Origin of the sequence: Flavobacterium sp. FlaQc-52 (genome assembly GCF_044007495.1) — a bacterium.
Classification (GTDB): domain Bacteria; phylum Bacteroidota; class Bacteroidia; order Flavobacteriales; family Flavobacteriaceae; genus Flavobacterium; species Flavobacterium cupriresistens.
Genome location: NZ_JBIPCV010000002.1, coordinates 218191 through 242976, shown reverse-complemented (window position 1 = coordinate 242976; position 24786 = coordinate 218191). Strand labels below are relative to the sequence as shown.

At 33.0% G+C, this 24786-nt stretch carries 22 protein-coding genes; 8 read left to right on the top strand and 14 right to left on the bottom strand.

Annotation, left to right across the window (positions count from 1 at the left end; translation table 11 throughout):
- Positions 1-3 precede the first annotated feature (3 nt).
- The 11 genes from ACHRV5_RS04775 to ychF all read right to left on the bottom strand — a co-directional run bounded on the left by ACHRV5_RS04775 (position 4) and on the right by ychF (position 13316).
- Positions 4-1656, bottom strand: coding sequence for a DUF262 domain-containing protein (locus ACHRV5_RS04775; RefSeq protein WP_395425966.1), 1653 nt, complete (start codon positions 1654-1656; stop codon positions 4-6).
- Positions 1653-2696: a hypothetical protein gene (locus ACHRV5_RS04770; RefSeq protein ID WP_395425965.1), complete on the bottom strand. Its 1044-nt coding sequence runs from the start codon at positions 2694-2696 to the stop codon at positions 1653-1655. Before ACHRV5_RS04770 ends, ACHRV5_RS04775 begins: the two co-directional genes overlap by 4 nt.
- Positions 2686-3810 (bottom strand): DUF3696 domain-containing protein, encoded by a 1125-nt coding sequence (locus tag ACHRV5_RS04765; protein WP_395425964.1) that lies wholly within the window; start codon positions 3808-3810, stop codon positions 2686-2688. Before ACHRV5_RS04765 ends, ACHRV5_RS04770 begins: the two co-directional genes overlap by 11 nt.
- 232 nt (positions 3811-4042) lie before the next feature.
- Entirely contained in the window at positions 4043-5914 is a 1872-nt protein-coding gene (locus tag ACHRV5_RS04760; RefSeq protein ID WP_047776245.1) for a DNA topoisomerase IV subunit B, read from the bottom strand.
- A gap of 163 nt (positions 5915-6077) precedes the next feature.
- On the bottom strand, positions 6078-7253 hold the full coding sequence (pncB, locus tag ACHRV5_RS04755; RefSeq protein ID WP_395425963.1) for a nicotinate phosphoribosyltransferase: 1176 nt from the start codon (positions 7251-7253) through the stop codon (positions 6078-6080).
- A 74-nt stretch (positions 7254-7327) separates the two neighbouring features.
- A complete protein-coding gene (locus tag ACHRV5_RS04750; RefSeq protein ID WP_395425962.1) occupies positions 7328-8311 on the bottom strand; it encodes a transglutaminase domain-containing protein in 984 nt (327 codons plus the stop codon).
- Between the two features lie 42 nt (positions 8312-8353).
- Positions 8354-9334 carry a transglutaminase domain-containing protein gene (locus ACHRV5_RS04745; protein WP_395425961.1) on the bottom strand — a complete coding sequence of 327 codons (981 nt, stop codon included), beginning with the start codon at positions 9332-9334 and terminating at the stop codon, positions 8354-8356.
- A 3-nt stretch (positions 9335-9337) separates the two neighbouring features.
- Complete coding sequence (locus tag ACHRV5_RS04740; RefSeq protein ID WP_047776252.1) at positions 9338-9862, bottom strand: NADPH-dependent FMN reductase; 525 nt, start codon at positions 9860-9862, stop codon at positions 9338-9340.
- A gap of 160 nt (positions 9863-10022) precedes the next feature.
- Positions 10023-10937 carry a YihY/virulence factor BrkB family protein gene (locus ACHRV5_RS04735; protein ID WP_395425960.1) on the bottom strand — a complete coding sequence of 305 codons (915 nt, stop codon included), beginning with the start codon at positions 10935-10937 and terminating at the stop codon, positions 10023-10025.
- A gap of 253 nt (positions 10938-11190) precedes the next feature.
- Positions 11191-11856 (bottom strand): hypothetical protein, encoded by a 666-nt coding sequence (locus tag ACHRV5_RS04730; RefSeq protein WP_395425959.1) that lies wholly within the window; start codon positions 11854-11856, stop codon positions 11191-11193.
- 365 nt (positions 11857-12221) lie between these two features.
- Positions 12222-13316, bottom strand: coding sequence for a redox-regulated ATPase YchF (gene ychF / locus ACHRV5_RS04725; RefSeq protein WP_047776258.1), 1095 nt, complete (start codon positions 13314-13316; stop codon positions 12222-12224).
- A gap of 313 nt (positions 13317-13629) precedes the next feature.
- Here ychF and ACHRV5_RS04720 point away from each other — a divergent pair, with 313 nt between their 5' ends.
- Positions 13630-16305, top strand: a complete 2676-nt coding sequence (locus tag ACHRV5_RS04720; RefSeq protein ID WP_395425958.1) for a TonB-dependent receptor domain-containing protein — start codon at positions 13630-13632, stop codon at positions 16303-16305.
- 73 nt (positions 16306-16378) lie between these two features.
- Here ACHRV5_RS04720 and ACHRV5_RS04715 read toward each other — a convergent pair whose 3' ends face one another.
- Positions 16379-17545 (bottom strand): hypothetical protein, encoded by a 1167-nt coding sequence (locus ACHRV5_RS04715; RefSeq protein WP_395425957.1) that lies wholly within the window; start codon positions 17543-17545, stop codon positions 16379-16381.
- Positions 17546-17713: 168 nt separating this feature from the next.
- Entirely contained in the window at positions 17714-18064 is a 351-nt protein-coding gene (locus tag ACHRV5_RS04710; RefSeq protein ID WP_047776265.1) for a 4Fe-4S dicluster domain-containing protein, read from the bottom strand.
- A 134-nt stretch (positions 18065-18198) separates the two neighbouring features.
- Between ACHRV5_RS04710 and ACHRV5_RS04705 the strand changes: the two genes are divergently transcribed.
- From ACHRV5_RS04705 to ACHRV5_RS04680, 6 genes are all read left to right on the top strand, one after another.
- Positions 18199-19263, top strand: a complete 1065-nt coding sequence (locus ACHRV5_RS04705; protein WP_395425956.1) for an acyl-CoA reductase — start codon at positions 18199-18201, stop codon at positions 19261-19263.
- 93 nt (positions 19264-19356) lie between these two features.
- The gene (serC, locus tag ACHRV5_RS04700) at positions 19357-20427 is read left to right on the top strand and encodes a 3-phosphoserine/phosphohydroxythreonine transaminase (protein WP_230001462.1); all 1071 of its coding nucleotides are present in this window, start codon (positions 19357-19359) and stop codon (positions 20425-20427) included.
- A 213-nt stretch (positions 20428-20640) separates the two neighbouring features.
- A complete protein-coding gene (locus tag ACHRV5_RS04695; RefSeq protein WP_047776271.1) occupies positions 20641-21591 on the top strand; it encodes a D-2-hydroxyacid dehydrogenase in 951 nt (316 codons plus the stop codon).
- 105 nt (positions 21592-21696) lie between these two features.
- Positions 21697-22257 carry a hypothetical protein gene (locus ACHRV5_RS04690; RefSeq protein WP_047776273.1) on the top strand — a complete coding sequence of 187 codons (561 nt, stop codon included), beginning with the start codon at positions 21697-21699 and terminating at the stop codon, positions 22255-22257.
- Positions 22258-22462: 205 nt separating this feature from the next.
- Complete coding sequence (locus ACHRV5_RS04685) at positions 22463-22894, top strand: DUF6146 family protein (protein ID WP_395425955.1); 432 nt, start codon at positions 22463-22465, stop codon at positions 22892-22894.
- Positions 22895-22927: 33 nt separating this feature from the next.
- Positions 22928-23230 (top strand): DUF6787 family protein, encoded by a 303-nt coding sequence (locus tag ACHRV5_RS04680; protein WP_395425954.1) that lies wholly within the window; start codon positions 22928-22930, stop codon positions 23228-23230.
- A 192-nt stretch (positions 23231-23422) separates the two neighbouring features.
- On the opposite strand, the gene ACHRV5_RS04675 is transcribed toward ACHRV5_RS04680, so the two are convergent.
- Entirely contained in the window at positions 23423-23710 is a 288-nt protein-coding gene (locus ACHRV5_RS04675; protein ID WP_395425953.1) for a hypothetical protein, read from the bottom strand.
- 206 nt (positions 23711-23916) lie between these two features.
- Here ACHRV5_RS04675 and ACHRV5_RS04670 point away from each other — a divergent pair, with 206 nt between their 5' ends.
- Positions 23917-24582 (top strand): ABC transporter ATP-binding protein, encoded by a 666-nt coding sequence (locus ACHRV5_RS04670; protein WP_395425952.1) that lies wholly within the window; start codon positions 23917-23919, stop codon positions 24580-24582.
- Positions 24583-24786 lie beyond the last annotated feature (204 nt).

The following is a 24786-nucleotide window of genomic DNA, read 5'->3' as shown; positions in this document are numbered from 1 at the left end:
AATTTACCAAGGAAGAAAATCCGCGTAATTAATATCTAAGCTCTCAACAAATTTTCTTTCTTCTTGTTTTATTAGTTCTTTTCTAAGTTCAAGAACAATATGAAAATTACTATTTCTATATTCTTTTCGCATTTCTTCATTTATAAAATATTCAGAATATTTTCCTTCATTTTTAGTTTGAAGCATAAAAGAGAGATCTTTTAATGACTTTGGAAAATTATCACTAGAATTATATTTTTCAACGACAAAAACAGTGTTTTCTGAGGAATTATAATCTTTAAATAGCTTGTAACTTTTGACTCCTGCAATTTCATTAACATCTAAAAACTTTCCATTCAAAATATTTTTTCCATTAATTGAATAATTAATAAGAAACAATGCAAGCGATTTTTTTCGTACACTACCCATTTCAATTTTATCTGGAAATTCTAAAGTTTCGAATTTATCCTTAGTATCGTAAAATATTGGGTTAACATCTTCATTTAAGATAAAATCCTGAAATCTATTATACGCAATTCTTTGTTTACTTAAATTGTATATTGTAAAATAATTAGAATAAGAAGTAATCCAAAACCATTTTTTTAATTCCTCAATTTGCCTATGAGTGGGTACATCTATTTGATTAAAAAAATCTGTTATAAAAATCATTTGATTGTTATATGGGATATATTTTGCATTCAAAACAATTAATCCCTCAAATAAAAATTTAACTGCTTTTTCAATAGCCAAAAAAGTTTTTTCGGTAACTGGAATAAAGTCAGGTCTATCAACTAATAATTCAAGTTTTTTATTGTCATTTTTAGAAATTTGATCAAAATAAACTCCTCCAAACGAATTAGTTATACACTGTAATATCACTTGCCGTTTTATATTTTGAAAATTATAAATGGTTAATTCATTTTCGAGTAAATTATCAATTTTATCACCCAATCTAAAATTAATATTTTTCCCCATCGCTCTGGCATTAATAACCCAGTCAGTAGTTATAGGAGCTCCTGTAGAATTTAATCTTTGAAATATATCTATTGCTTCAGTAATTGAACCACCTAAAACATTAATATTAGGTAATTCATAATTTTGAAAAATTAGACTAATTTCTTCATACCTCTCAATATATTTAGAATTTACTTCATCATCATCAAAAAGATTTTTTTGAAACTGATAAAACTCTTTTCCATCAACTAATTTGTATATAGGAACTTGAAAAAAATCTTTAAAATTTCTATTAATTTCGAATTGTTCTTCCTTTAAATTATATACTATATTGAACTCTTTTTGCCATTCTTTCTCATCTCTTAAAATACCTTTTTGCTTTGCCTTTTCAGGATGTAACAAACAGCCAATTAAAGTAGACAAACGCTGAAAACCGTCTAAAATAAAAAAAGAATTTGAGTTACGTTCAGGAATTGGATATGACCCTAACTTATCTCCACTAAAATTATCATAAAATTCTTCCTTCTCAAAATAAGGTTGCCAAAGTAAGACAGAACCGATTGGATAGCCTTTCTTAATACTATCAAATAAATCCAATTTTTTTTCATTAGTCCAAACAAAATCTCTTTGAAAAGCAGGCACTTGTAATAAGCCTTTTTCAAAACTTTTAATATATTCCGATATTTTATCTTTATCCGGTTTTATTTTTATCTGTTCGTTCATAATAAATTTTTAATTTTTTGAACAATATTTTCTAACTCCATAGAATTTGCTCTTCCTTTTAAAGTAATAGTATTAGTATTTGGTGACTCAAACAACTTAGGGAAGTTTTCCTTAAAACTTCCATAACCCTGATGTTTTAGACCATTAACTAAGATATTAGTTTTTAGGGATCCTATTAATATATTATTAAACAAATTATTCGTATCTAAATTAATTTGTTCTTCACTTTTTTTCGGATTCTGATTTTTATCTACACCGCATAAACCATTTTCAATACTAAAAAAATCCTTTTGCTCCTCTGATAAAGCTTGAAATGCATCAAGCCAAGTATTATACCTATTATCTAAGTTTATAAATACTTCTTTTGGAACATAATTTTCTATACTTCTTTTTTCTAATATATGATATGAAATATTATTATTATCTAAATAATTTAATGTTTTTATCTTATTTTCTTTGAGTTCATAAGAAAAATGTAATTTATCTGAATCCATTAGGACAAAACATCTCAAATATTTACTCTTATCACTTTTGGGTAGTGAGTTAAAAGATTGCTTTTTACCTTCCAAGAAGTTAATAATATTATCACATCCACCAGCATTTTCAAATTGAATCCAATTATTATTTAAATGATTTTGTATTTGATTATCTGTAGCAAAATGTGTAAAAACTGCATTAATAAAGTATGCGTCATTTTTACTATTTTCTAAAACGATACTTATTGGTTGAATAAAATAACGTATTGCTTCATCAATTGTAAAATTATTGACTTCCTCATTAATTTCCGTTGTAATAAAATAATTTGATATTAAAAAAATATCAGAAGCTATTGATTGATTTGTTATGAAATTATTATAATTGTCTTGTAATAGAGATTGATCTTCATAATCAAGTCTTTTAAATTCATTTGAAGTCAATAATTCTTCATTAATTTCAGTATAGACTTTATATCTACTTTTATAAGTACACATTTGAAGAAAAAAATTCAAACCCTTAAAATTTCTTTCTTTAAAAACATTTCTATCAATTTCAATTACCATACTTTGAGTTATCTAATTGAGCATTTCTTATACCTATTGTTTCTGACAATGTTTCACTAAATACCCCATCTGGCCACCATTCTACTCTTCCAAATTCATCCACATTAATTTTTTCTAATGTACTTTCATTTATCTCGTCATTAAAATCTACATAATAAATAGCTAATTGTTCAGGTTTTAATTTACCTTCTGCTACTAATCTTCTCAATCTTAATACAAAATTTTGAGAATGAGTTTCTATTAAATAATTTTTATTATTATCCTCTAAAAAAGAATCTACAAATCTTTCTGCTAAATTTCCATGTGCAGCAGGATGTAAATGCGTTTCTGGTTCTTCAATTATAATTAAAGTTGGTTCTGTATCTTTTAAATAAGAACGAACTATGAGGGGGAATACTTGGTGAATTCCCTGTCCAGTTTGCTTAATATTTATTGCATTTAACACAGAATTTGAAATAGCAATTTCATATTTAGTTTCGGTACCTTCTTTATTTTCAATAACCTTTAACACCCAATTTTCAAAATTATTTTTATACCAATCGCTTACCTGAACTGCTAATTGACCAGTATTCATAAAATCATTAATTAAGATAGGATATGCATTTTGACCTTTAATACCTATTTTTTCATAATCTAAATTTGAAAAAACATAATCAGATTCTGGTTCGATTCTAATAGCACCTAAATAATCAATAGCTATGTTTAAATTATTAATTTTATTACCCTCTAATAAAAATCCTTTAAAATTAGATGAAGCATCTATTTCATTATCATTTAGTTTATAGTCTAACACACCATCTTCTTTATTTAAAGTAACTTCAATAGAGTCTTTATCATTAGATACTTCAAAAACAATTGGTGTTATTACATTTCTATTATAAACTAAGTCTTTAAAATCAGTTCCTAATTCAATAGAATTTTCACTATCATCACCAATTTTGTATTTCCAATTTATTGGCAAACCTTCCAAGCTATTTGAAACTAAAACAGGTAATTTCAAAACAGCACTTTTTCCACTATTGTTTTTACCAATTAAAATAGTAATCGGTCTTATTTCTAGCGTTTGCTTTTCTTTAAAAAGCTTATAATTTTTAAACGATATTTTGTTTATCATTTTATTTATTTTAATAGTTAAATTCCGCAGTCAGTGACTGCGGAAATTGAGTAAGTCAAATAAAACTTCCTTATTCTTTCCAAATTATCTATCGAAAATCCTTTTCCAAATTCTTAATTCAATCGTTGTATAAGTCCTGATAAAACCTGCCGTCTAGCGTTTTAAAGCAAGTCGACTACTTGTTGAAATACATCTTTATTTTGCAGATTGTTTGACAATAATATGTTGTTTTTTAAGCTTCCTCTTCAATCGCATCCAACTCCACCTTCAAATTCTTGATAATAAACTCTTGTCTGTCCGGTGTATTTTTACCCATATAGAAAGACAATAATTGCTCAATCGAAGTATTTTTATCCATCATAACCGGGTCAAGGCGAATGGTATCTCCGATAAAGTTTTTAAACTCGTCGGGCGAAATCTCTCCCAAACCTTTAAATCGCGTGATTTCCGGCTTTGGTTTTAATTTCTCAATCGCATCTTTTCTTTCTTCTTCCGAATAACAATAGATCGTTTCCTTTTTATTTCTAACCCTAAAAAGTGGCGTTTGCAAAATGTATAAATGCCCTTCTTTTATTAATTCGGGGAAAAACTGAAGAAAGAACGTAATCAACAACAAACGGATGTGCATACCGTCGACATCGGCATCGGTTGCGATTACGATATTGTTGTATCTTAATTTCTCTAGACCGTCTTCGATATCTAAAGCGGCTTGCAGTAAATTGAATTCCTCATTTTCATACACAATCTTTTTGCTCATTCCGTATGAGTTCAAAGGCTTACCACGTAAACTAAAAACGGCTTGCGTATTTACATCACGCGATTTGGTAATCGATCCCGATGCCGAATCTCCCTCGGTAATAAACAAAGTGCTTTCTAAGTTTCTTGGATTTTTTGTATCAGGAAGATGTGCACGACAATCTCTTAATTTTTTATTGTGAAGATTGGCTTTTTTAGCACGATCTGTGGCCAGTTTTCTAATTCCTGATAGTTCTTTACGTTCGCGTTCTGCTTGTAAAATTTTACGCAATAAGGCTTCTGCCGTTGGTGTATTTTTATGTAAATAATTGTCTAATTTGGTTTTCACAAAATCATTTACAAAAGTACGAACCGATACTGCAGGCGTTCCATCATCAGAACCCATGTCCATTGAACCCAATTTGGTTTTGGTCTGAGACTCAAAAACAGGTTCCATTACCTTGATGCTAATCGCACTCACAATCGATTTACGAACGTCAGATGCTTCAAAGTTTTTGTTGTAAAATTCTCTAATGGTTTTTACAACAGCTTCTCTGTAAGCGGCTAAGTGCGTACCTCCTTGTGTGGTATTCTGACCGTTTACAAAAGAATGGTATTCTTCGCTATATTGTGTTTTACTGTGTGTTAAAGCGATTTCAATATCATGATCTTTCAAATGAATAATCGGATATTCTAGATCTTCTTCACTGATGGTTTCTTCTAACAAATCTCTAAGACCGTTTTCTGAAAGGTATTTTTCACCATTGAAGATAATCGTCAAACCATTGTTCAGATAACAATAGTTTTTGACCATTTTGATTACATATTCTAAACGAAATTTATAGTTTTTGAAAATCGTTTCGTCCGGTGTAAAAGAAACCTTTGTTCCTTTTCGTTTTGTTGTATCAATTACATCTTCTTCTGAAACAAGATTCCCTGCCGAAAATTCTGCTGCTTTTTGTTTTTCATCACGAACCGATTCTACACGAAAACTACTTGACAAAGCATTAACCGCTTTTGTTCCGACACCATTCAGACCCACTGATTTCTGGAAAGCTTTAGAATCATACTTTCCTCCAGTGTTCATTTTCGAAACTACGTCGACTACTTTACCTAACGGAATTCCACGTCCGTAATCCCGAACAGAAACCGTTTTATCCTTGATCGTCACTTCAATAGTTTTTCCGGCACCCATAACGAATTCATCGATACAGTTGTCTAAAACCTCTTTTAAAAGAATATAAATACCATCATCTGGTGAAGATCCATCACCTAATTTTCCGATATACATTCCCGGACGCATACGGATATGTTCTTTCCAATCGAGTGATCGAATGTTATCTTCGTTATATTGATTTTGCTCTAGCATAAATGAATTTAGGATTTTTGGCTAATGTACCATTTCTGGGTAAAAAATGAAAGCGTATCATTTTAAAGTTATCAATAAAAACGGCTTTTTAAAACTATTTAAATTGATTTTAAAATAATACGGACCTTAAAAATATAAAAAATCAACGTTACAACAAAAAATACTATTTAATTCCCAGTACTTCTTTTGCCAAAGCAATCATTTCGGGTGTTCCTGTATTTTTATTTTTTTCGTCAGAAAGTTTTACAACTCCCTGCCAATGTGTGTTATCTGGTTTGGTATCGGTTAATTTGACCACCATATTCATAGACGGAAGGCCGACATCATTGGTAAAATTAGTTCCGATTCCAAAAGACATTCTGATCTTGTCTTTACAAAAATCGGATATCACTTTTACTTTATCAAAATTAAGAGAATCTGAAAAAACAATGCTTTTTGACTTGGGGTCAATTCCCATTTTGGTATAATGCGCGATTACTTTCTGAGCAAATTCTACGGGATCACCACTGTCATGCCGAACGCCATCAAAAAGTTTGGAGTATTTTTTATCAAATTGGTTGAAAAATATATCCGACGTATACGTATCTGTAAGCGCAATTCCGAGATCTCCTCCATACACCTGTGTCCAATGCTCCAAACTCATTGAATTGGCCATCTTAAAGCCGTATTGTGCTGCATGAAACATAAACCACTCGTGGGCATGTGTTCCCAGTGGTCGTTTATTGTTAACCATTGCAAAATGCACATTACTGGTTCCAATAAAACTTTGATTACCAAAACTATTCAGCGTTTCATTTACCAACTCCTGCACCTCGTAAGAATGGCGGCGGCGTGTCCCAAATTCCAAAACAGCCACTCCAAGTGTATTGTAATTATCTATTTTATCTTTGGTCAGGCTTTTTATGGCATCATCGTTTAATCGAATCGGAAGATTGGCTTTGTAAAAAAGTTCCGATATCAGAGCCATCAAAGGAACTTCCCACAAAATGGTACGGTACCAATAGCCTTCAATAGTAACTTTTAATTCTAATCCTTCCTGACTAATTTCGACTTCTGACGGATCAAAACTGTATCCTTGCAAAAAATCCAAATAGGTGGGATCAAGGTAATGGGTATGATGTGACAAATAACGCTTCTCTTCTTTCGTCAATCGCAAATCTGCCATCGCGTCAACCGAACGTCGAAGCAAATCAGCAAAACCGGGCGGAAAAACATGCTTTCCACGATTGATAAAAGCATAACGTACCTTTGCTTTTGGAAAAAGTTTAATTACAGCATGCTGCATCGTAAATTTATAGAAATCATTATCTAAAATTGATTTCAGAAAAGTTGTTTCCATAAGTCCAAAACTATTTTTTTATACTTCTTGCTAAGATACGCTATTAAAATAATATTTCGAAATCTCCTTAAAGTCTAAATCGTTTTTGGAACTACTTTAAAAGAAGCAAAACCTTCATTAAAAAGATACAAAGTAATAAAACGCCCCTGTTTTCTATTATAAGTAATTTGAAACTCTAATATCCCATTTTCTTCTTTAATATTTTCAATTTTAACCTTTTCTTCCTTTTTGTCACGATAATAAAGGTCATCAATTTTCGAAACATTTTTGATCTTAAAAGTAATCTTATCTCCTTCATTAGCATTGATTACGCCCGAAAATGGCATTAAGATTTCACACTTTTCTTTTATAAATTCGTTATAAATAAGTGGACCATTCAGAAACTCATTTTTGTTTCCTGTATTTCCTTTGTACATCGCAGCTTCAGGATAATGTTTGGCGTTAAAATATTTTGGTTCCATGTCAAAATAAATAGACGTAAATTTCCTTACCAGTACTTTACGTTTAAAATCATAAGACCCCTGTCCCCAGGTAACATCAATTAAGATCCATTTTCCATCAACCTGAACCGTATTCCAAGCATGATTCGAAAGATAATTTCTTCTTCCAATATCCGGTAAATCTACTTTTGAGTCCCCGGTTACTACCTGACATTTTAATCCGGTTAATGCAGCCAAATGTGCATACAAATTCGCAAATCCTTCGCATACCGCTTTTCGGGATCTAAAGGCTTTTTGAGTAGTACTAGCATCGTTTAATTGTTTTTTTTTAGCCCAATCAGCATCCTCTTTGGCTGAAAAACTTTTTTTATCGCGTGGATTTAAAAATGTCTCTAAATCATATTCTAAATTTAAAGCAATCCAACTGTATATTGCTCTTGCTTTATCATGTTCTGAAGTAAAATCTATTTTAATTCTTTCTGCTAATTTTGTTGTGTTTCCAAAATCCGGATATTTTAATACAATACTGTCAATAGCGCTGTAATTTTGGGAATAAGAGGCATGTGAAAAAATCATATTCGCAAAAAGGAATAAGATAAGGAGTTTTTTTTGTGGCATTTAATTAAGGTAATTTTTGGGAAATCTGGTTTTAAGTTTTATTTATTTTTGAATAACTTTAAAGGAAACAATACTGCTTTTGTCAAGATAAAAAGTAAGGTATTGGCCGATATTCTGGTCAAATGTAACCTGAAATTCTAAACTTTCTCCTCTTTCTTTTGAGTTTTCGATTCGAACCGCCTGATTTTTTTGATTCAGATAAAAAAGTACCGCTGTTTTTGAAATGTTTTTAATTCTAAAAGTAACCTTATCGCCTTTTTTCACTGTAATAGTACCCGATTGAGGTGCCATAATTTCGTAGTCTCCTTCAATCGTTTTGTTATAAATCAGAGGTGCATTCAGGAAATCACTTTTACTTAATTGATCCCCAAGATAAGTACCTGAATCAGGAAAATGTTTGGCAAAAAAATAGGTTGGATTGGTATCAAAATAAATATCCGTAAAATCTTTGGCCAATTTTCTTTTGCTTTGATCGTAATATCCTTCTCCCCAGGTTACATCTACCAATCGCCATTTTCCATCCGCTAAAACAACATTCCAAGCGTGGTTAGAGGTGGTGTTTTGTCGTCCGATATCATTCAATCTGGTTTTAGAATCTCCGCGGACAATCTCACACTTTAAACCAACCAATCCTGCCAAATGACTGTATAAAAGTGTAAACCCTTCGCAAACTGCTTTTCGGGTTTTAAACACTTTTTGAAGATCTTTATCATTCTGAAGTTTTATTTTTTGCTGTTTATCTAATTCAGTCGTATAGCTAAAACCTCGTGCTTTTGGAGGATTCAGATACGTTGCTAAATCGTAACTTATATTAAAAGCAATCCAACTGTAGATCGCTCTTGCTTTGTCGTAATCTGAAGTAAAATCTTTCTCAATTCTTTCTGCTAATTTTTCAGTACTGCTAAATTGCTTTGGGTATTTTAAAACAATATTGTCAACCGCATTATACTTTTGCGAGTAAGCGGATTGTAAAAAAAGGACACTTAGAAAAAGAACAAAAATGGTATTTTTTTTTAATATCATGGACTAGAAACTGGCTTTTATACTCTCTTTTAATTCTCTATCTAACTCTGTATTTGAAATTTTATTTTGCTCGATATCAAAATTAGCATTGAAAGCCGGTAAGGAGAAAGTCGCTTTTATCTGCGCTCCATACCTTGGTAAAGCATTGTTTGCGATTTCTAAAACAGATGCTCCTCCTCTTGCTCCCGGTGAGGTCGCTAATAGTAACATTGGCTTTTGCTGAAAAATTTCTTTCATAATTCTGGAACTCCAATCAAAAAGGTTTTTGAAAGCTGCCGAATAATTTCCGTTGTTTTCTGCCAGAGAAATGACCAAAGTATCAGCACTCTCTATTTTACTCAAAAACAATTTAGCAATTTCGTGCTGTCCTATTTCTTTTTCCAGATCGACACTAAACAAGGGCATTGCATAATCATTTAAATCTAAAACTTCAATTTCTGCATTTTCGAATAAACCGGCTGCGTATGTTGCCAATTTTTTATTGATTGAATGCTGACTGTTACTTCCTCCAAACGCTATAATTTTCATATGTATAAATATTAATTTTTCTTTGTGTTTTAAAACATTTATGGTACTCATTTTCTAAACCATATAAGTAATGTAAGTTCATTAAAGCTTTGCGCATAGTTTGAAAAGCTTTTTAATATGAACTTACATTACTTATATGGTTAAAAAAAACATGTTATTATCATTCTTTGATTTCGAAAATTTCTTTTTTTATTTCGACCGAATACTCGTTTGGCACAATCTGTCCGCCGTATGATTTTGCATATACTTTCGTAAATTCAGCTCCAAAATATAAAATAATAGCCGAGTAATAAACCCAGACCAAAATAATAATTACAGAACCTGCAGCTCCGTAAACGCTGGCGATAGTTGAACTTCCTAAATAAAATCCAATCGCAAATTTACCGATCATAAAGAGAGCCGCTGTGCAGGAGGCTCCTATAAAAGCGTCTTTCCATTTTATGACCCCATCGGGCAGCGTTCTGAAAATAATGGCAAAAAGCAACGTGATACTCGCCAAAACAAGGACTAAATTTATAACATAAAAAAGATATACCGTACTTTCGGGGAAATATAATTTCAACCTGCTGTTTAAAAGGTCTAAAACAGTATTTAGCATTAAGCTGACCAGCATTAAAAACCCCACAGAAGCAATCATAGAAAACGACATGATCCTGTTTTGAATGAATTTCTTTAGCCCTTTATTAGGTTTAGCTCTTAGTCCCCAAATAAAATTAATCGAACTCTGAATCTCCGCAAAAACACCCGAGGCCCCGATAAGTAGCATCACAACTCCAAAAACCGTGATAAAGACATTACTGTCTGACAATTGCACATTTTTTATCGCTTCCTGAATCTGAATGGCGGCATCATTTCCTACTAATCGGTTGATTTGTCCATAAAGTTCTCCCGTTACGGCTTCTTCTCCAAAAAAGAAACCACATATCGTTATAATGATGATCAACAAAGGTGGTAATGCAAATAATGTATAATAAGACAGTGACGCACTTAACTTGATCGCGTTATCTTCGTTGAATTCTAGGAAAGTATCCTTAAGTAAATTCCATGATTTTGAAAATATATTTTGACGTTTCACGAGTTCCGGTTTTAGACATACTCTCAAATTTAAGGATTCAACAGAAAAATTACGTTTCGATATTTCCTTAGAAGTTTATCAGATTCCCATGTTAGTTTAAGGTAAATTAAGACGGGAAGCTTTTTTTTTAAACCATATAAGTGATGTAAGTTCATTTAAACTTTGCGCATAGTTTGAAGAGCTTTTTAATATGAACTTACATCACTTATATGGTTAGAAAAGCACATTTTTTTTGCACGCAGACTTCTTGTATTTAATTTTTTACTTTTTTGAATTCTTGTAAATAGCCTAAGTTTTTGATTCTTAAAATACGCCCAAATTCTCTTCGGGTCGGCTTAAGTAAATGAGAAGTTGAATCCAGCATTTTTGATTTAATTAAAGTAACAGAATCCATTTTCCTAATATCAGTATATAAACAAATGTCTTTAAGTTTTAGTCTGTTTTTTTCGATGCTTAGATTTTGCACGGTCCAAAAAATAGAGTCTTTTGTACTCAATACTAAGTTGCCATTTATTCGTTTTGCCTTTTGATAATAGGAGAATCTGAAAAGTGTGTCAATCACTTTTTGAGACATTAACAAAGAATCACCTTGTGATGAAACATCAAATGTTTCGTTTCCCCATTTACTTATTAACTTCCCGTCTATTAGATTAAATTCTGTTTTCATTGAATCAAGTTCATTTTTATGAATTTTATACTTGTAAAAATATTCATATTGAGCTACATCGTCATTAATTCTAATAAAAGTAGAATCTTTACCCATATACAAACCTCTGAATTTTGAAGGAAAATGATCTAATTCAGACTCATTAACAGGTTGTGGTTCTTCGAAAAATATACTTGGCCCTGCTGGCGATTCACTCTTTTTACAAGAAATAACGACTAAGGTTAGAATTAGAATTAAAACGCTTTTTTGCATCAGGAGTATTTTTAAGGTTTTATTTATAGATTAGCTTAAAAATCTGTTTGCTAAAACCAAGCCAAACTCATTAAAAGAACAACATCTAATAAATTCTATTTAACAATTCACTCAAAATGAATATAAAAAACTTTTTTTAAAACCATATAAGTGATGTAAGTTCATATCAAAAAGCTTCACAGACTATGCGCAAAGTTTAAATGAACTTACATCACTTATATGGTTAGAAAAAGCGCATTTTTTTGTGCACGCAGATTTAGCAGATCTTGCAGATTTAGATTTGGCGCATAAAAAAACCGCTAAATTTCTTCAGCGGTTCAATCTATATTCTTTATTCTATTCTCTTTATTCTATCTTCAAAAAAATTATACGTTGAAACGGAAATGCATTACATCACCATCTTTCACAATATATTCTTTTCCTTCTACTTTGAATTTTCCTGCTTCTTTTGCTTTGGCTTCTGAACCGTATTGAACGTAATCTTCGTATGAAATTACTTCTGCACGGATGAATCCTTTTTCGAAATCAGTGTGGATAACTCCGGCTGCTTGTGGTGCAGTAGATCCGATATTGATCGTCCAGGCACGAACTTCTTTTACACCTGCTGTAAAATACGTTTGTTGTTTTAACAATTTGTAAGCAGCACGAATTAAAACAGATGCTCCCGGCTCTTGTAATCCCATATCTTCAAGGAAAACCTGACGCTCTTCGTAGCTTTCTAATTCGGTAATATCTGCCTCTGCTCCTACTGAAAGGATGATAACTTCAGCATCTTCGTCTTTTACTAACTCACGAACCTGATCTACATATTTATTTCCGTTTACTGCTGAACTTTCGTCAACATTACAAACGTATAAAACCGGTTTTGCGGTAATCAATTGGAAAGATTCCATTAGAACCTCTTCATCATTCCCTTGAGGTACAATAGTACGAGCCGACTTAGCTTGTAATAACGACTCTCTGATTCTGTCTAAAAGCCCTTTTTCTGTTTGCGCTTCTTTGTTTCCGGTTTTAGCGGCACGGTTTACTTTTTCCAAACGTTTTTCAACCGTTTCTAAATCTTTCAATTGAAGTTCAATATCAATTGTTTCTTTATCACGAATTGGGTTTACATTTCCGTCAACGTGTACAATATTATCATTATCAAAACAACGTAAAACGTGAATAATAGCGTTACACTCTCTAATGTTTCCTAAAAATTGGTTTCCAAGACCTTCCCCTTTACTTGCGCCTTTTACCAAACCTGCGATATCTACAATATCAACGGTTGCCATTTGTACGCGTTCTGGCTTTACTAACTCTTCTAATTTGTTAATTCTCGGATCTGGAACGTTTACAACACCAATATTAGGCTCGATAGTACAAAACGGAAAGTTGGCACTTTGCGCTTTTGCATTAGATAAACAATTAAATAATGTTGATTTTCCAACATTTGGTAATCCTACAATTCCTGCTTTCATCTGTTGACTCTATTTATTTTTTATGTAATCCCAATTTCATCGGGACTTCCCACCTCATGTTATCCTTATACAGGAGTCACTTTAAACGGGTTATGATTTACGTATTGTTCTTATTCTTCTGTCAAAATATTATTTTTCGACTTTAAAATTTTGCAAATATAAGATTTAATAACTCGCCAGTGAAGTAAAAATGATGATTAATATTTTTAAAAGCATCCTCTTGAAAATAATTATATTTTTTATTAATTTTTTGTTAAAAAACATTACTTTTATAATATACCAAACAGAAAAAGTAAACCAAACTTAAGTAACTATGAAAAAGATTGCACTATTATTATTTCTATTTAATACGGTATTTCTCTTTGCTCAAAAAGAAATATCGGGAGTTGTAAAAGACAAATCAGGCACACCAATACCAGGAGTTAACGTTCTTGAAAAAGGAACAACAAATGGGGTATCTACCAATTTTGAAGGCGGTTACCTTATAAAAGTAAAAGAAGGTGCTACCTTAATTTTTAGTTATGTTGGCTATACTAATGTAGAAAAATCAACAACAAACCGTATAACTGACGTTACTTTAGACGAAAATGGTGGACAAGTACTAAGTGATGTCGTAATTGTTGGATCAAGAAATTCCAAAAGAACTGTAGTCAATTCTGCAGTTCCTATTGACGTTATTAGCGTAAAAGATGTTACTACCCAAAGCGGTAAATTAGAGATTAATGAATTACTGCAATATGTCGCTCCTTCTTTTAATGCCAACAAACAATCCGGTTCTGATGGTGCCGATCACGTAGATCCTGCTTCCTTGAGAGGTTTGGGACCTGATCAGACCTTAGTTCTTATTAATGGAAAAAGAAGACACCAATCGTCACTTATTAATTTATTTGGAACTCGCGGGCGTGGGAATACAGGAACGGATTTGAATGCAATTCCGGCTACGTCTATCAAAAGAATTGAAATTTTACGCGATGGTGCTGCAGCACAATACGGCTCTGATGCTATTGCGGGGGTTATTAATATTGTATTAAATGACAATGTTGATGAATTAACCGGATCCGTAACTTATGGCGTGTTTAATACCAATGCAAAAGGTGATTTCCTGGACGGAACTCCAAATACCAAAGATTTCAGATTGGATCAAAACGGGAATGGAAATTCATACGGCAAAAACCAATCTTTTGATGGTGGATCCGTAAAAGTAGCTGCCAACTATGGTGTTGCTATTGGTGAGAAAGGTGGTTACGCCAATTTCACTACAGAATACATCAACAAAAACAAAACACTCAGACCTGCTTATGATTTTAGAAAAGGTTTTGGAGATGCCGCCATTCAAGGCTTTAATCTTTTTGGAAATTTATCCATTCCTATTTCTGAAAAAACGCAGTTTTATGCTTTTGGAGGCCGAAACTACAGAGATACCGATGCTTATGCTTTTACCAGAAATGGAGGCGAAAGAGTGGTAGAATCTGTATACCCGGGTGGTTATACACCAAGAATTACCTCCAATATTGTGGACAATTCTTTGGCGGCAGGATTTAAAACCAAAACTGCCAGTGGATGGAATATCGACATGAGTAATACTTATGGGAAAAACCTTTTTCATTACTATATAAAAGGAACTATAAATGCTTCATTAGAAGACAAATCTCCAACAGAATTTGATGCCGGCGGACACAGTTTGACTCAAAATACTACTAATTTTGATCTTTCTAAAAATTACGATTCGGTATTGAGTGGTTTAAATCTTGCTTTTGGAGCAGAATTCAGAACAGAAAAATTCAATATTTTTGCCGGAGAAGAGGGTTCTTATGCAACCTATGATACTAATGGAAGACCTATCACGGATCCTACAACGCAACAGGCTCCAACAATCCCAAATCCGGATTATGATCCTACTAAACCTACTTCGCCTGATAATCCTTTAACAATTTCAAGACCAGGAGGATCACAAGGTTTCCCTGGATATAGCCCTGCCAATACGGTTGATAAAAGTCGTACCAACTTATCCTTATATACAGATGCTGAGTTGGACGTAACAGAAGCCTTTTTATTAAGCGGAGCGGTTCGTTTTGAAAACTACAGTGATTTCGGAAGTACTCTAAACGGAAAATTAGCTGCCAGAATAAAAGCAGGAGAACATATTAATTTCAGAGGATCTGTAAGTACCGGTTTCCGTGCTCCGTCATTAGCACAAATTTACTATAACTTACGTTTTACAAATTTCAATGCAGGCGGTGCTACCGAAGTTTTACTGGCTCCAAATAATAGCCCTGTTACAAAAGCTTTTGGAATTCAAAAATTAAATGAAGAGAAGGCCGTGAACGCCTCTTTGGGTTTCACTGCTACATTTGGTGACTTCACAGCAACAGTAGATGGTTATTATATCAAAGTAAAAGATCGTATAGTTCTTACCGGATATTTTGATGCAAGTGCTTTTAATCTTGGCGTTGACAAAGCACAGTTTTTTGTTAATGGCGTTGATACCAGTACACATGGTTTAGATTTAGTTTTGGCCTGGAAGAAAAAATTCGGAGCCTCACAATTTGGAGTGACTTTGGTTGGAAACATCAATGACATGAAAATTGATAATGTGAAAAATGGTTCTCTGGATGAAGCAACTTTCTTTGGAAAACGAGAGAAAGCCTTTTTATTATCCTCCGCTCCGGACAGCAAATTTGGTTTAAACTTAAACTATTCTAAAAATAAATTTGATGCGGGCTTAGCGTTCACACGATTTAGTAAAGTAGTATTAGTGGATTATGGTGACGAAGACGATGTTTACAACGCAAGATTAATTACAGATCTAACAGTTGGTTATAAACTGACAAACAACCTGAAATTAAGTGTGGGTAGCAATAACTTATTTAATGTATACCCAACCAAACAAGACGAATTAGGTAATACCGAAGCCGGTGGTTATTGGGATGCGGTTCAAATGGGTTTCAGCGGTGCTTACTACTATGCCAGAATTGGATTTAATTTCTAATAGGTAGTACATAAAAAAATAAATCCGACAGGTTTTTGAAACCTGTCGGATTTATTTTTTTATATTTTTAAAACTACAGCTTAAAATCTAATGCGCTGATTAATACTTTTTCTTCTTCAGTAGCTGTAAATCCGGAAATATCCCAGTAATTAGTCAAAATCTTATTGCGTTTATTAAAAAGGGTTTTCTCTTTAAAAACATCGCTATCCTTATAACTAAACTTTTGTTTATTGAAATTGGTCGTAATAAAATTATTGCGAACATGGATTTTTTTAACTTTATTATCTTTCAGAATAAGATCATACGCGATCTCTTCATTCGAACTCAATAAATAATAGTCTAAGCCATCCAGTCTGTAATTTACTTTCACCACCGATTGGGTAATATTCTTAGCTCCTACTCCTATTTTATCAACTTTTTCGGCTAATGTTCTCGGAGTAATCGTAATCGAAAACTCCATAATTACTTTTTTTACCGGATCGTACACAATTTCGAAATTATCTACAGCGATTTTAGATTTATCGCGTGGACTAATACTCATTATATAATAGTCCGTATTAGAAGGATGTCCTTTGGTAAAAAAATCGTACTCTTTTTTTGCTTTTGGGCTTAAGAGTGGATCCAAATAACTTAAATTCGAATAATTCTCCATGATATTATTCAAATTATATCCTTTTAAATCTGCGCTTACATCATTTTCCAATAAACCATACGAACGATTTTGCTCTACCAATAACGTAGTATTCACTTTCTTCTGGTTCACCGTAAATTGAAAATTAACAAGACCGTCATTATAATACGAATATTTGTTATCAAGACTAAAAAATTCCCTCACATACACCTTTAATCGATAAGGCATAGCCAGTTTCTTTCTGGAACTGGAGATAATTTTTTGCAGTGTTTTTTGAGGAGATTCTTTAGATAAAACAATTTCATCTAATTTACTATGTCTGTTTTTTAGATAAACAACAAATTGACTTTCTTTTAAAACAGTCCATCGCACGGTTAAATCTTCATGATCCGGTTCTGAAACCTGAACATTAGTGCCTCCATTTAATATAAAAGTAACTTTACCCTCTGCATTACTCAATAAAATTTGCTTGGTTTTCATGATCACAACCGATGCATTTTCTATAGGCAACTGTGTTTCCAGGTCTTTTACAACAATAGAATACTCTGTGTTTTGGGCTAAAACACTGACACTAAAGAACACAAAAAGTAAAAGTAAAACTCTCTTCATAGGATGCTTTTAAAATTATCAAACAAAGTGTTAAAAAACATCGCCAAATTAACTAAATTAAATCCTTAAATACCAATACTATACAAAAATAAAATAAGAAATAGCTGGTAAAAAAAATCCCAAGTTCTAAAACTTGGGATTTTTCTTATGTTTAAAACTTGTGAAATATTATTCGTTGTGCAGAAATGCCTGACGCTCTAGTAACGTTTCTTCATCTTCTACATGGTTATCATCAGGTACGCAACAATCAACCGGACATACTGCAGCACATTGAGGTTCGTCATGAAAACCTTTACACTCCGTACATTTTCCGGGAACAATGTAATATACTTCATCAGAAATTGGAGTTTGTGCATCACCTGCATCTACTTCAGTTCCATCAGGTAAAATTATTTTTCCGGATAAACTTGTACCATCTTTGTATCTCCAATCATCCGCTCCTTCATAAATTGCTGTATTCGGGCACTCCGGTTCGCAGGCCCCACAGTTAATACATTCGTCGGTTATAATTATTGCCATTTTTGTCTTAGTTACGAGTTAAAAGTTACAAGTCGAGAAATAATCGATTAAGATTTTATTCTCCTTTGCCTTATAACTTAATATAGCTTATTTTTGTGCAAAATTACAATCAAAACAATTCATAAACAAACATTATGACATTAGAAACAAAAAAAAGTGTTTTTGTTGAATTAGGAAAATTCTTAAACCAATTTTCTGAACAGGATACAATTAAAAAATCGGGTGTTTTACACAACGATTTATTTTTTGATGATTTCGAAAAACTCATTCACTTATCGCAATCTCATAATGGCTGGTATACTCCTGAACAGGTTTATTTTGCTCTTCAATCTTGGGCTGCTGCCTTAACGGAAGAAAACATCACAAAATGGCTTTCTGCTTATTCGTTAGACGCTGCTGAAAATGACAAAACGGTAGCTTTGATATTAGCAGGAAATATACCGTTGGTAGGTTTTCATGATTTTTTATCTGTTTTACTGACAGGAAATCGCGCTATTATCAAAACATCTTCAAATGATCAGCATTTATTGCCTTTTTTAGCAAAATACATTATTGCAGTTAACCCTGATTTCAAAGATAAAATCACTTTTGTCGAAGGTAAATTAGAGAATTTCGATACTGTAATTGCTACGGGAAGCAACAATACAGCGCGTTACTTTGAATATTATTTTAAAGACAAACCTTCGATTATTCGAAAAAACAGAAATTCGGTTGCTGTTTTAAACGGAAAAGAAACCAAAGAACAATTAGAAGCTTTAGGGGAAGATATTTTCAGATATTTTGGTCTGGGATGTCGCAATGTCTCGAAACTATTTGTTCCAAAAGGGTATTCTTTTACTGCTTTTTTTGAAGCAATTTTCAAATATCAGGACGTTATACATTATGAAAAATACGCCAACAACTACGATTACAACAAAGCGGTATTCTTAATGAGTAATTTTAAATTGCTAGATAATGGCTTTCTAACGATAAAAGAAGATCCAAGTTACGCCTCACCTATTTCGAGTGTTTTTTATGAGTTCTACGATGATATCGAAGAGCTGGAAAAACGCCTTCAGGCTGATGCTGAACAAATTCAGTGTATCGTTAGTAACGATTTAGTAAAAAACAGTATTTCGTTCGGACAAACCCAAAATCCGCAATTATGGGATTATGCGGATAACGTAGATACTATAACGTTTTTGTTAACAACAAAGTAACAAAATGTTCAAACATTTCTAATATTTTATCGCTTTTTCCGCTCCTATTGCCGAAATTTGCGTCTTTAAAATTCTCGACTATTAACAAAAACCATGAAAAAACACAACTACAGCGCAGGACCAAGTATCTTACCTCAAGAAGTTTTTGAGAAGGCATCACAAGCAATTTTAAATTTTAACGATTCAGGACTTTCTATCCTTGAAATCTCCCACCGAAGCAAAGATTTTGTTGCTGTAATGGAAGAAGCACGTTCGCTTGCTTTAGAATTACTTGGCCTTCAAGGAAAAGGATACCAAGCCCTATTTTTACAAGGTGGTGCCAGTACAGCATTCTTAATGGCTCCGTATAATTTGATGAAAGAAAACGGAAAAGCAGCCTATTTAGATTCAGGAACCTGGGCAGCAGCTGCGATAAAAGAAGCCAAAAATTTTGGTGAAACGGTTATCGTTGGTTCATCAAAAGAAGAAAATTACAACCATATTTCAAAAGGTTACGAAATACCAAGTGATGCTGATTATTTTCACTGTACCAGTAACAATACTATTTTTGGAACTCAAATGAATGATTTCCCTACTACAAACGTTCCTGTAGTTTGCGATATGAGTTCAGATATTTTTTCACGTGTTTTAGATTACTCTAAATTTGATTTAATCTATGCCGGAGCTCAAAAAAACATGGGTCCAGCTGGAACAACTTTGGTTGTGATAAAAGAAGAAATTTTAGAAAAAACCGGAAGAACTATTCCAAGTATGTTAGACTATGCTAAACATATTAAAGCAGAAAGTATGTACAATACACCTCCTGTTTTTGCTGTTTATGTGTCGTTATTGACTTTACAATGGATCAAAAATAAAGGTGGCGTTGCAGCCGTTGAAAAATTAAATGATGCAAAAGCAACTTTACTCTATAATGAAATCGACAGAAATCCTTTATTCAAAGGAGCAGCAGCAGTTGAAGATCGTTCTAAAATGAATGTTACTTTCTTATTGAACAATCCGGATCACGCAGCTACTTTTGATGCTTTATGGAAAGAAGCTAATATTTCAGGATTACCGGGTCACCGTTCTGTTGGTGGTTACAGAGCTTCTATTTACAACGCAATGCCTATCGAAAGTGTTCAGGTTTTAGTTGATGTAATGAAAGCTTTAGAAACTAAAGTTTAATTGTTAATTCGGTTACTTTTTTAATCGAAATAATGGTTTGCTCAGAATACCGGAAGCCCTAGCCCCGATGGGAGGGAAAATCCTTTTGCTTTTTTCTTTAAAAAGCAAAAGATTGGAAGGAACAGCGGGAAATAGCTCCTGAACAAAAAAGAAAAAATCGTAATACTTGGTTGATCAATTAAACGATTAGCCATATAAACAAAATAGATACAAATGAAAGTATTAGCCAATGATGGAATTTCAAAAAGTGGAATTCTAGCTTTAGAGAAAGGTGGATTTGAAGTTATAACTACAAAAGTTGCACAAGAACAAGTTGCTAATTTTGTAAACGAAAACAATGTAAGCGTAGTTTTAGTGCGTAGTGCGACTAAAGTTCGTAAAGATATTATTGATGCTTGTCCGGGTCTTAAAATCATTGGACGTGGTGGTGTTGGTATGGACAATATTGATGTTGATTATGCTAAAAGTAAAGGGATTCATGTAATCAATACTCCGGCTTCCTCATCAGAATCTGTTGCTGAATTGGTGTTTGGTCACTTGTTTAGCGGTGTTCGTTTTTTACACGATTCGAACAGAAATATGCCACTTGAAGGAGATACTAATTTTGATGGTTTGAAAAAAGCCTACGCAAATGGTATTGAATTAAGAGGAAAAACTTTGGGAATTGTTGGTATTGGCCGTATTGGTCAGGCTACTGCAAAAATGGCGCTTGGTCTAGGTATGAAAGTTATTGCTGCCGATAGTTTTATTCCGACAGTAGATATTAAAGTGGAGTTTTTTGACGGTCAGTCTATCACTACAACAATTGTTTCTCAATCTTTAGAGTCTTTATTTAAAGAAGCTGATTTTATTACTTTACACGTTCCGGCTCAGGATGGTTACATCATTGGAGAAAAAGAACTTGCGATCATGAAAGACGGTGTTGGAATCGTAAACTGTGCCCGTGGTGGTGTTATTGACGAAGTAGCGTTAGTAAAAGCGCTGGATTCAGGAAAAGTTGCTTTTGCCGGATTAGACGTTTTTGAAAGCGAACCAAAACCGGAAATGACTATTTTAATGCATACTAAAATCTCGTTGACTCCGCATATCGGAGCGGCAACCGGAGAAGCACAAGACAGAATTGGAACAGAATTAGCTTCACAAATTATTACTTTATTAAGCTAATTAACTATAATTAAATATCTTAAAAGGGATTTATTAACATCGTTTAATAAATCCCTTTCTTTTTTTCATTAAATTTGAGGATACCAATCCAAAAAAAATTTAATCATGTTTGAACAATTAACACAATTAGTGCAACAATATGGAGGAGATGCTGTTGTAAATAACAGTGCTGTCCCAAATGAACATAATGAAGCAGTAGTAAAAGAAGCTGGTAATTCGATATTTGAAGGACTCCAAAAAATTGCTTCAGAAGGTGGTGCAGAGCAATTGGCGGGTTTATTTAACGGAAGCACTCCAATAGACAGTTCAAATCCTGTTGTACAGCAAATAACGCAACAACTAACTGGAAGTCTTGGTGAGAAATTCGGGCTTAGTAGCGCTGACTCTTCAGGTGTGGCTTCTAATATGATTCCGCAAGTATTGAATTCTTTGGTTAATAAAGCAAAAGATCCTAACGATAGTAGTTTCCAGATTTCAGATATCATCAATTCAATCTCAGGAAACAGCGGACAAGCGTCAGGCATCATGGACACCATTTCTAAATACGGAATGCAATTTGGCCTGGATCAAAATGCCGACGGAAAAGTTGACATCGCCGATGCCGTTGCCATTACTCAAAGCAAAGGTGGTATTTCAGGTCTGCTTGGTAAATTATTTGGCAAATAGGTTCTTCTTATAAGTTACAAAGGTTCAAAGGTACAGGGGAACAAAGTTTTTCTCTTTTTGAACTTCCTTAATACAAAAAGCTGTTTATTCAAAAAATAAACAGCTTTTTACATTTTATTAAAACCTTTTAACCTTTGCTACTTTGTACCTTCCTCCAAACCAACCTTCACTTTTTTTTTGTAAATTTAAGATTAAATAAAAAGTCATGAAAAATGCTGTTTACATCCTGATTATTTTAGGTACTATTATCGCCTGCTCTACTGCTAAAACCAATGTAGAGCAGCCTGTAACTAAAAATGTAGCCTTAAGCGATACGGTCAGAATTGCGAATGATTCTTTAGAATATGAAGTTATTATTATTGACAACGGCTTTAGTACGTGGTTAGCTTCCAGAGCTTTTCCGCGAAACTATTATTCACAAAGCTACCTCGAAACAAAAAACAGACTTTACATAACCGAATGGAATAATCGTGTTTTACAACCACAACGTTACAGTCCGAATTTGTACGAAATGAATATTAATTACAATCCAACAATCGATTATGGATATGAAGTAAATTACCTCATTTACAATTACATGATTTATTTTCAAAATACTTACAAACAAAAGCTTTGGGGATATGTTCCGTCCAGATAATGTTGTTATATTTGTAATTGTTATAAATAAAGAATGAAGAGATTAAAAGAACGTTGGGGTATTACCTCAAACCTACAAGCCATAATCATACTTACCGTTTTTGCTATCACAGGATCATCTTCTGCATGGCTTTCTAAACCCTTTTGTGTTTTATTGGGAATTACGAAAGACGATTTTGGAGGTTGGTTTACTCTAATTCGCCTGTTGGTTATTTTCCCTATTTATCAGGTTCTATTGGTTGCAATAGGTGCACTTTTTGGTCAATTCCGTTTCTTTTGGAATTTTGAAAAGAAAATGCTTAAAAATATGGGACTCGGGTTTTTATTTAAAGATTAATTTTAACTCGTCGTGTATAATCCAGCTAAAGACTGTTTAACACATAGAAACATAGACTTATCAATTAAAAACGTTCCAGAAAAACATATTTTTTTCACATAGTCTTATTAGTCATATGTGATTTATTTCAACAAAACATTCTTTTTAGCTATCCTCGATGTCATAAAGCTAATTGAAGTCAATAGCTTAATTCTACTCTTTCTTCTGAATATAATAGGTGTAAATCCATGTAAGGGTAAAGGATGGAATTATATCTGTAAAGGGTAAAATCTCTTCTACAAAAGTCAAAATACCGGCTACTTTCCCTACCTTGCCTTTGTACATATATGTCATTAAGAAACCAGCAAGCGGTGCCCAGATTACATCGGCAAAATCACCAACTAAAGGAATCGTAAAGGAAAGCATTCCTATACCATCAAAAAGTAAACCCATCAAAAGTTTCTTGTTTTTTTCGTCCTTCACGATTATTTCTTCTTTCATGTTCATAAATTTAGTTCTATTTTCCTTAAAAAACAACTTACTTTAAATTCCAAATCTCAAATCTTAAATTCCAAAACCTACATTTCTCATTTTCTCATTTTCACAAACCACCAGAAACCCATTAATCAAATATTGTTCCCAAAATTCTGTTACAACCCATTTTAATATCGACAGAATCTTTGTTTCTTTGTAAAAACAGTTTCATCATGATACACGCAAAAAATATACATAAGTTCTACGATCAGCTTGAGGTTTTAAAAGGAGTGGATCTGCATATTAAAAAAGGTGAAATTGTTTCCATCGTTGGAGCTTCAGGAGCCGGAAAAACAACGCTTTTGCAAATTTTAGGAACTCTTGATAAACCTTCAAAGTCAACGGATGAAACTTCATTAATCATAAATGGAGAGAATATTTTAGGGCTTAACGATAAAACATTATCCAAATTCAGAAACCTGAATTTTGGTTTTATTTTTCAATTTCATCAACTTTTACCTGAATTTACAGCCTTAGAAAACGTGTGTATTCCCGCTTACATTGCAGGTAAAAAACCCGCGGAAACAGAAGCAGCAGCAAAGAAACTTTTAGACTACTTAGGATTATCTCACCGAATTAATCATAAACCAGGCGAACTTTCAGGCGGTGAACAACAACGCGTCGCCGTTGCAAGAGCTTTAATCAACAAACCCGATGTGATTTTTGCCGACGAGCCCTCAGGAAATCTGGATACTCATTCTGCCGAAAACTTACATCAATTGTTTTTTCAGCTTCGTGATGAATTTGGCCAAACTTTCGTAATCGTCACTCATAACGAAGAATTAGCCAATATGGCCGACAGGAAACTAATAATGGTTGATGGTTTAATTAGTAATTAGTCACTTTAAGCTATAAGCTCAATGTTACTAAATTAAGCTGTCTTTTCACGCAGATTTTGCGGATTTTGCAGATTCTACGGATTTTTTTAATTTCAATCCACTAAAATCTGTATGAGACTTTTTTTGACAATCTTCAACTTAATGATGTCGAGTTATAAATTGTAGGCATAAGCTTTAGACTAAGAACAAAAAAACACAAACCTC